The organism is Mesorhizobium sp. (genome assembly GCF_965229135.1).
Taxonomy (GTDB): Bacteria; Pseudomonadota; Alphaproteobacteria; order Rhizobiales; family Rhizobiaceae; genus Mesorhizobium.
On sequence record NZ_OZ245860.1, the window covers coordinates 4904575 to 4914304 of the forward strand.

Sequence of the window (9730 nt, forward strand, 5' to 3'; positions counted from 1 at the left end):
GGAACCATGCAGCGCCAGACCTCAATCCCACTCATCCCAATGCATCTCAACCGTACCGGCGCGCCGTTGACGGCGCTGCTTCTGGCGTCAACGGCGCTGGTCGGCTTCACGTCCGCCAGGGCACAGGAACTGCCGACCGGCGGCAGCGTGGCCGCGGGCGGCGTCACCATCTCGAAACCATCGGCCTCGCAGCTCAACATCAAGCAGTCGACGAACTCGGCCATCGTCAACTGGCAGAGCTTTTCGATCGGCGCCGGCGCCACCGTCAACATCGACCAGCCTACATCGACCTCGACGATGCTCAACCGCGTCACCGGCGGCACCAGGTCGACCATTGCCGGCCAGCTTAATGCCAATGGCAACGTCTTCCTCGTCAACCCCAACGGCATCGCCATCTCCAAGACCGGCAAGGTTAGTGCTGCCGGCTTCGTCGGCTCCTCGCTCGATATCAGCGATGATGATTTCAAGGCCGGCAAGCTGCAGTTCCAGGGCAAGGGCGCTTCGGCGGCTGTTTCGAATGAAGGCTCGATATCAATCGGCCGCGGCGGCTATGCCGCGCTGATCGGCGGCAGCGTTGACAATGCGGGCTCCATCAGCGTGCCTCTGGGCAAGGTCGGGCTGGGTTCGGCCGAGAAGGCGACGCTCGATCTCTCCGGCGACGGTTTTCTGCAGGTTTCGATTCCGACCAAGGCCGATGGCAGCAATGCGCTGGTCAGCAATTCCGGGACCATCAGCGCCGATGGCGGGACTGTCGAGCTCAAGGCAGCGGCGGTGCGCGATGCGGCGCGACAGGCGGTCAACATGTCCGGCGTCATCGAGGCGCGCACGGTGTCGGGCCAATCGGGCGCCATCGTGCTCGGCGGCGACCAGGGTTCGGTCGAAGTCTCCGGCACGCTCGATGCGTCGGCCAAGAGTGGCGGACAGGGCGGCAAGGTCACCGTCACCGGCCGCAAGCTGAAACTGAAGTCAGCCAGGATCGATGCCTCGGGCAAGGATGGCGGCGGCACGATCAAGATCGGCGGCGACAAGCAGGGCTCGGGCACGCTGCAGCGGGCCGAGACCACCGACGTCGATGCCGGCACGACGATTGACGCCAGTGCCACGGGCAGTGGCAATGGCGGCACGGTGATCGTCTGGTCCGACGCGGTCACGGGTTTCGAAGGCACGATATCGGCGCGGGGTGGGGACAGTGGCGGTGATGGTGGTTTCGCCGAGGTTTCCAGCCACGGCGTCCTCGATTTCGAGGGCAATGTCGATCTGAGCGCCCGGTTTGGCGACACCGGTTATCTGCTGCTCGATCCCTACAACCTGACGATCCAGACCGCCACCGGATCGCCGGCCGCTTCAGGCTCGGGATCGACCTATACCGCCAGTGGCAACAATTCGATCCTGCGTGTCACGACGCTACAAAACGCGCTCGCCAACGCCAATGTCGTGGTCACCACAGGCACCGCCGGCAGCCAGGCCGGCGACATCACCGTCGCCAATGCGGTGACATGGTCGAGCGGCAATTCGCTGACGCTCAGCGCGTATCGCAACATCGCGGTCAACGCGAACCTGTCCTCTTCAGGCGGCGGCGCGATCAATTTGCGCGCCGACAGCTCGGGCACCGGGACGGGCACGGTGAGCTTTGCCAGCAGCGCGATCAAGGCGAGCACCTCGGGCGTCGTTTCGATCTACTACAACCCAACGGTCAACCCTGCCGGCAGCGGGGTCAACAATACGAGCTACGCCAATCCAACCGAGAACTATTCCGGCAACATCGCCGGGGGCGCCACGCTCAACGCCGCGATGCTGGTCAACACGCTCAACGACCTGCGCAACATCAAGAACAACAGCGGAGCCAATTTTGCGCTTGGCCGCGCCATCAATGCGACCGGGACGACGTTCACCTCGGCTGTCGTCGATACGCTGAATGGTAATTTCGATGGCCTCGGCAACACCATCTCCAACCTGACCATAAATTCGTCCGACGGCAGCGTCGGCCTCTTCGGTGACATCGCCTCTGGCGCCAGCGTGCGCAACCTCAACCTGGCCAACGTCGCGATCACGGGAACGTCCGGCTCGGCCAACAGCGGCACGATAGGCGGACTCGCCGGGACGAATGAGGGCACGGTCAGCAATGTTACCGTTTCCGGGACGGTCAAGACGACCGCCGACTATTATCGCTCCGTGGGCGGCCTCGTCGGCTTCAGCAGCGGCACGATAAGCAACGCGATTTCGACGGCCTCGGTGCAGGCGACGAATTACGACATTGCCGGAGGGCTTGTCGGCAGTCTCTTCGCGGGCACGATCTCAGGCTCTTCGGCCAGCGGCCCGGTGACAGTTGGTGGGCAGAGCAGTGGCGGCGGTCTCGTGGGCGAAGCCAGCTCTGGCGCATCGATCACCGGGTCCTTCGCCACCGGAACGGTAACGGCAGGAAGTCCGTCCAAGGCGGGCGGGCTTGTCGGCAATCTCGACAGCGCCGCCATCACGGCCTCCTATGCCTCGGGCGTTGTGACCGCCAGCGGCGCCAGCCAGGCGGGCGGCCTCGTCGGCTCCATGAAGGGCACGGCCAGCATCGGCACGTCCTATGCAACAGGCGCTGTCAATGCCAGTCAGGGCTATGTCGGCGGGCTGGTCGGAGCCTCCCTGGACGCGACGACCACGGTCACCAATTCCTATGCCACCGGCGCACTCACCGGAGGCAACCCCGGCGGGATCGTCGGCTACAACACCGGTAGTATTGCCTCCTCATACTTCGATCTCGATACAACCGGCGCCATCGCCGCAGCCGGCTGGGGTCCCAACACCGCCACTGGCGGTACGGGCCTGCACACCAGCGATTTCATGACGGCGTCCAACTTCACCGGCTGGACCTTCGGCACGACGGCCGGTGGGCCGGGCTGGGTGATCGTCGACGTCGACAGCTCGCTCAACAATGCCGGCGGCGCGGCTGGCGGCACGCGGCCGATGCTTTTGTCGGAATACTCGACCACCGTCACCAACGCGCACCAGCTGCAGTTGATGGCGCTCAACCTCAACGGTAAATACACGCTCGGCAACAACATCGACGCAAGCACCACGGCCGGCGGGCAGGGCGTGTGGGGCGCCGGCGGCTTCGTACCGATCGGCAGCGCGGTCGCCACCAGCAGCGATATACCGAGCAACGCCAGCCTGCCGATGGGCACTTCGAACGAGCGCGCCTTCACCGGCACGCTGGATGGCAAGAGCTTTGCGGTCTCCAATCTTTACATCAACAGGCCGACGACCGACTTCGTCGGGCTGATCGGCTTTGCCACCGGCGCGACAATCCAGAACGTCACGCTTAGTGGCGGTTCCGTCACCGGGCGCGATCATGTCGGCGCTCTGCTCGGCGGCGATCGGGGCTTTGACACCAACTACAATGTCGTCCCGATCTATCTAACCAATCTCTCCGCCAGCACGACTGTCAGCGGGCGCGATTTCGTCGGCGGTCTCGCGGGTTCGATCGAAGGCGGTTACGTCGAAACGGTATCCGCCAGCGGCGCTGTCAGCGGCCGTGACTATGTCGGCGGTCTCGGTGGCTACATGTCCTCCAACAGCGGATATGTACAGAATGGCTCGACCAGTGTCGCAGCGTCGGCGACAGGCGCCGTCAATGGCCGCAACAATGTCGGCGGCCTGTTCGGCTATTTCTTTTCGAGCTTCTACGGCACCTCCTTCGCTACTGGCAACGTCACCGGTAGCGGCAACAATGTCGGGGGCCTGATGGGGCAGGCCACCGGCCTTGTCGGCGGCAATTCGACCGACATGATCTACGCGACGGGCGCGGTCACCGGAAACAACTATGTCGGCGGCCTGATCGGCCTGTCCACCTTCACCGCGACACACAGTTATGCAACTGGCGCTGTGACCGGAAACACGATCGTCGGCGGCCTCGTCGGCAGCAACGACAGCGGCGCCCTGATAGATACGTCCTTTGCAACCGGGATTGTACGCGGCGTCGACCAGGTCGGCGGCCTCGCCGGGCTCAACCTCAGCGTCATCGGCCCGATCAACGGCACAGGCGGCGCATACGCCACCGGCGCCGTCTACGGCACCAGCAATGTCGGCGGCCTCGTCGGACTCAACGGCTCCGTCAATATGGGCAGCTACACGCTCAACGGCAGGATCCAAAATTCCTATTCAATCGGCGCCGTCTACGGCACGACCAATGTCGGCGGCCTCGTTGGCTACAATGCCGCCGATACGTCGGGCGGCAACCTGCCGGCGACGGTCAAAGCCTCCTATTGGGACACGGAGACGGCGGGCGCGAGCCTGCCGGGCATCGGCGGCGGCATCACCACCGGCGCCAACGCCACCGCGACAGGCAAGACAACAGCCCAGTTGATGGCGGCGCTGCAGACCGGTTTCTCGACATCGGCCTGGGGCATCGTCGCCAACACCACCCTGCCTTACTTCAAATGGCTCTATCCGACGACACCACAGGTGGTGACAGGAACTGCCTATGGCGATCGCGGCACGACACCGCTTGGCGGCGTTACGACCGGTATCCTGGTCAACGGCTCGATCACGCCAGCCTCGGCGGTCGGCTCGACCGGTGCCAATGGCTATTACTATTTCCTGCTGCCCAACGGCACCATTGCCGCGGGCGGCAGCCAGGTTCTGGTAACCTCAAGCGGGCCTTCTGCCGGCGCGACCTTCCAACAGAACGCCACCGGTTCGCTGAATGGCCTGTCGATCTACGGCGGCTATCTCAAGCAGCAGGGCTCGGCTTCGACACTCTCGGCGCTGAACGCCGCACGCGCCACGGCGGTCGGCGGCAACGCGGCGTCGCTCAGCCTGATCGGCGGGCTGGCCAACATGGAGATCGATCCGACCTCGGCTTTCACGATAGACCAGGCCATGAATGTCCCGGGCACGCTGGTGATTTCATCGGCGGGCAGCGTGAGCCAGACTGCGGGTATCAGCGCCAACAGCCTTCTGCTGCTTGGCAGCGGCGGCGCCTATACGCTGAACAATTCAGGCAACAGCATCGGCACGCTGGGGGCCTCGACCGGCACGGTCAGCCTTACCGATGGCAGCGACCTTACGGTTGGAAGCGTCGCCGGCGTCAACGGCGTGACAGCGAGCGGCGCGGTTACGTTGCGGACCCCCGGAAAGCTGACGGTTGCCTCCACCGGCAAGGTTACCGCCGGTACCAATGCCAATGTCACGCTCTCGGCCGGCGGCGCCTTTGTCAACAACCGCGGCAGCGACGCGATTTCGGTTTCCGGAACCGGCCGCTGGCTGGTCTATGCAGCAGGTCCGACCGGAAACACATTTGGCAATCTCGACAGCGGCAACACGGCGATCTGGAATACGGCTGCCGGCGGCACGGTCAATGCAACGGGCAATCGCTATGTCTTCGCGTACCAGCCGACGCTGACCTTCACCTCGACCAATGCGTCGAATATCTATGGCGACGCCATGCCGACGCTGACCTATTCGGTGTCGGGCTATCAATCAGGGGTGGCCAACGCCTATCTCGGCGACAGTGCCGCCACCGCCTTCACCGGCGCGCCGACGCTCTATACCCCCGACACACTTGCCACCCAGCCACTTGGAGCCGGGACCTATACGATCACCATCGACCCCGGCAACGTCGCTGCGCAAAACGGCTACGCCCTTGCCTTCAACAGCGGCGGCCTGCTGTCCGTTGCCAAGCGGATTGTCACGGTCACGGCGAGCGCCAACCAGGGCAAGACCTATGGCGACGCCGATCCGTCCTCTTACCTCTACACCTATACCGACCTCGGCAGTGGCGTGGCGCTGGTTGGTTCGCTCGATCGCGCTGCCGGCGAGAATGTCGGCAGCTACGCGATCGGGCAGGGCACGCTCACCAACGCGGCCAATTCGAACTACGACATTGCTTTCGTCAGCAACGATTTCAGCATCGGCAAGCGGGCGGTGACGGTCACTGCGAGCGCCGGCCAGGGCAAGACCTACGGCAATGCCGATCCGTCCTCCTACCTCTACACCTATTCCGATCTCGGCAGTGGCGTGGCGCTGGTTGGCGCGCTGGACCGGGCGTCTGGCGAGAATGTCGGCACCTATGCGATCGGCCAAGGCACGCTCACCAACGCGGCCAATTCGAACTACGACATCACCTTCGAGAGCAATGATTTCAGCATCGGCAAGCGGGCGGTGACGGTCACGGCGAGCGCCGGCCAGGGCAAGACCTACGGCAATGCCGATCCGTCCTCCTACCTCTACACCTATTCCGATCTCGGCAGTGGCGTGGCGCTTGTCGGCGCGCTGGACCGGGCGTCTGGCGAGAATGTCGGCACCTATGCGATCGGCCAAGGCACCCTCACCAACGCGGCCAATTCGAACTACGACATCACCTTCGAGAGCAACGATTTCAGCATCGGCAAGCGGGCGGTGACGGTCACGGCGAGCGCCGGCCAGGGCAAGACCTACGGCGACGCCGATCCGTCCTCCTACCTCTACACCTATTCCGATCTCGGCAGTGGCGTGGCGCTGGTCGGCGCGCTCGATCGCGCTTCGGGCGAGAATGTCGGCAACTATGCGATCGGCCAGGGCACACTGACCAACGCGGCCAATTCGAACTACGACATTACTTTCGAGACCAACGACTTCAGCATCGGCAAACGCGCGGTGACGGTCACGGCGAGCGCCAACCAGGGCAAGACCTATGGCGACGCCGATCCGTCCTCTTACCTCTACACCTATACCGACCTCGGCAGTGGCGTGGCGCTGGTTGGTTCGCTCGATCGCGCTGCCGGCGAGAATGTCGGCAGCTACGCGATCGGGCAGGGCACGCTCACCAACGCGGCCAATTCGAACTACGACATTGCTTTCGTCAGCAACGATTTCAGCATCGGCAAGCGGGCGGTGACGGTCACTGCGAGCGCCGGCCAGGGCAAGACCTACGGCAATGCCGATCCGTCCTCCTACCTCTACACCTATTCCGATCTCGGCAGTGGCGTGGCGCTGGTTGGCGCGCTGGACCGGGCGTCTGGCGAGAATGTCGGCACCTATGCGATCGGCCAAGGCACGCTCACCAACGCGGCCAATTCGAACTACGACATCACCTTCGAGAGCAATGATTTCAGCATCGGCAAGCGGGCGGTGACGGTCACGGCGAGCGCCGGCCAGGGCAAGACCTACGGCAATGCCGATCCGTCCTCCTACCTCTACACCTATTCCGATCTCGGCAGTGGCGTGGCGCTTGTCGGCGCGCTGGACCGGGCGTCTGGCGAGAATGTCGGCACCTATGCGATCGGCCAAGGCACGCTCACCAACGCGGCCAATTCGAACTACGACATTGCTTTCGTCAGCAATGATTTCAGCATCGGCAAGCGGGCGGTGACGGTCACGGCGAGCGCCGGCCAGGGCAAGACCTATGGCGACGCCGATCCGTCCTCCTACCTCTACACCTATTCCGATCTCGGCAGTGGCGTGGCGCTGGTCGGCGCGCTGGACCGGGCGTCTGGCGAGAATGTCGGCACCTATGCGATCGGCCAGGGCACGCTGACCAACGCGGCGAACTCGAACTACGACATTGCCTTCGTCAGCAACGATTTCAGCATCGGCAAACGCGCGGTCACGGTTACGGCCTCGGCCGGGCAGGGCAAGATCTATGGCAACGCCGACCCGTCGTCCTATGGCTATACCTATTCCGATCTCGGCAGCGGCGAGGCCCTTGTGGGGGCTCTCGATCGCGCTTCGGGTGAGAATGTCGGCAACTATGCCATCGGCCAGGGCACGCTGACGAACGCAGCCAACTCGAACTACGACATAACCTATGTCGGCGGGGATTTCTCGATAGCCAAGCGTTCGATCACCGTGACCGCGGATGCGCAAAGCCGCCCGCAGGGCATGCCCAATCCGCCGTTCACCTACACGATCGGCGGGCTGGGGCTGGTCGGCGGCGACACGCTCTCCGGCGCGCTGTCGACCGATGCGACCACGTCAAGCGCACCGGGCAGCTACGCGATCGAGCAGGGAAGCCTCGGCGCGTCGGCCAACTACGAGCTGACCTATATCGGCGCCAACCTGGTGGTCTCTCCGCCCAACACGGTACCGGCCGCCGACGCCGCCAGCACCGTCGAGTCCAATTACGATACCCACGGCAGCGGCCGGCCGGCACCCGTCTTCTTTACCGGTCGTCCTTCGGGTGGCGACATGCAGACCATCATCGAGGATCCTCGCCTCGACGGACCTGTGATATGCAAGGGTACGGAGGTGGCTGCCGCCTGCGTGGTGGCGTCGGCCCAATAGGAAGGCCGCTCGGCTCGACGCGCTTTGGCTTGTCGTCCTATGACGGGGGCGCCGCGCCCGCGACAACCACGGGTACAGGTTCAGGCTTGTTCCAGCCGCCGCCCAGCGCCTGGAACAGGCTGGTCGCGGCAAGGGCGTGGTTCAGGCGGACCTGAACCAGCGAGGACTCGGCGGAAAAAAGCGTCTGTTCCGTCTGCAGGACGGTGACGAGATTGACCGTACCACCGTTCAATTGCGCTTCGGCCACCTGGAAGGCCTTGCGGGCATTGGTCACGACATCGTTTTGCAGCCGCATCTGGATCGTGGTCTGCTCGAGCGCGACCAGAGCCATCTCGACATCGGCGAAAGCCGACAGCACGGCCTTGCGGTAGGCTTGCAGGTTCTGCAGCTGCACGCCGCTCGCCTGCTTGAGCTCGCTCTTCAGCAGATTGCCGTCGAGGATCGGCTGCGCGAGGCTGGCGGCAAGCGTATAGTACCAGGCGCCGGGACCGAACAGCGAGGAGAGCGCGGCGCTCTGGAAGCCCGTCGTGCCGGTCAACTGGATCTGCGGCAGGAAGGCGGCGCGCGCGGACTCCACGCTGAAGTTCGACGCGGCGAGCTGCGCCTCGGCCTGACGGATATCGGGCCGCTGCACCAGAAGTTCCGAAGGCAGGCCGGGGGTCACGCGCGGTATGGATATGCGCGACAGGCTCTGGCCACGCACGTTGAAGTTGGCGGGCGCACGCGCCACCAGCACGGCGATCGCAGCGATGTTCTGCCGGCGGGTCACCTCCAGCGGAGGGATCGACGCCCGTACGGTCGCCACCAAGGCTGCCTGCTGCGAGACATCGAGCTGAGTTGTCGTGCCGCCGGCGAGCTGCTTCTGGATCAGGTTGAGGATGCGCGTCGAGGCGGCGAGGTTGTCGCGCGCCACCTTGATCTGGTCCTGGGCGGCCAGGATCTGGAAATAGGTGTTGGCGACCGCGACCGTGGTGCTGAGCGCCACGACCTCGCGGTTGTAGCGGCTGGCCAGCGCGTTCTTCTCGGCGGCGTAGAGCGTTGCGCGGTTCTTGCCCCAGAAATCGAGCATATAGCTCGCGGAAAGGCCAAGATTGAACTGGTTGGTGTTGTTTCCCTGCTGGCGCAGCCGCTCGGCCGACGCGCCCGCCGACAGGCTTGGCAGCAGTGGTGCGCCGGCGACGCCAGCCTGGGCGTCGGCCTGGATGATCTGGGCAACCGCCACCGCGATGTCCAGATTGGAAGCTTGCGCCTGCTCGACCAGGCCGGTCAGTTCCTCGGATCGGAAGCCGCGCCACCAGTCCAGAGACGGAACGGCGGCATCGGGATGGCGCGGGCCGTTGCCGTAGGCCGCCGGCACCTCCAATGCGGTATCTGGATGTTCGGTGCCGAGGACACAGCCTGACAGGCCAAGCCCGATCAGGCTTACGAGCGATAACCGACCCAGCCGAGAGCCGGTGCGCATCTGCCGGCGACTCATGCCCAT

The 9730-nt window shown here is 64.6% G+C and carries 2 protein-coding genes; one reads left to right on the plus strand and one right to left on the minus strand.

Annotated features, from left to right (window positions below):
- Window positions 1–6: 6 nt before the first annotated feature.
- Window positions 7–8247, plus strand: coding sequence for an MBG domain-containing protein (locus ACO07C_RS23425; protein ID WP_421916543.1), 8241 nt, complete (start codon window positions 7–9; stop codon window positions 8245–8247).
- A 37-nt stretch (window positions 8248–8284) separates the two neighbouring features.
- Here the strand turns inward: ACO07C_RS23425 and ACO07C_RS23430 are convergent, their stop codons facing one another.
- Window positions 8285–9730 carry an efflux transporter outer membrane subunit gene (locus tag ACO07C_RS23430; RefSeq protein WP_421916544.1) on the minus strand — a complete coding sequence of 482 codons (1446 nt, stop codon included), beginning with the start codon at window positions 9728–9730 and terminating at the stop codon, window positions 8285–8287.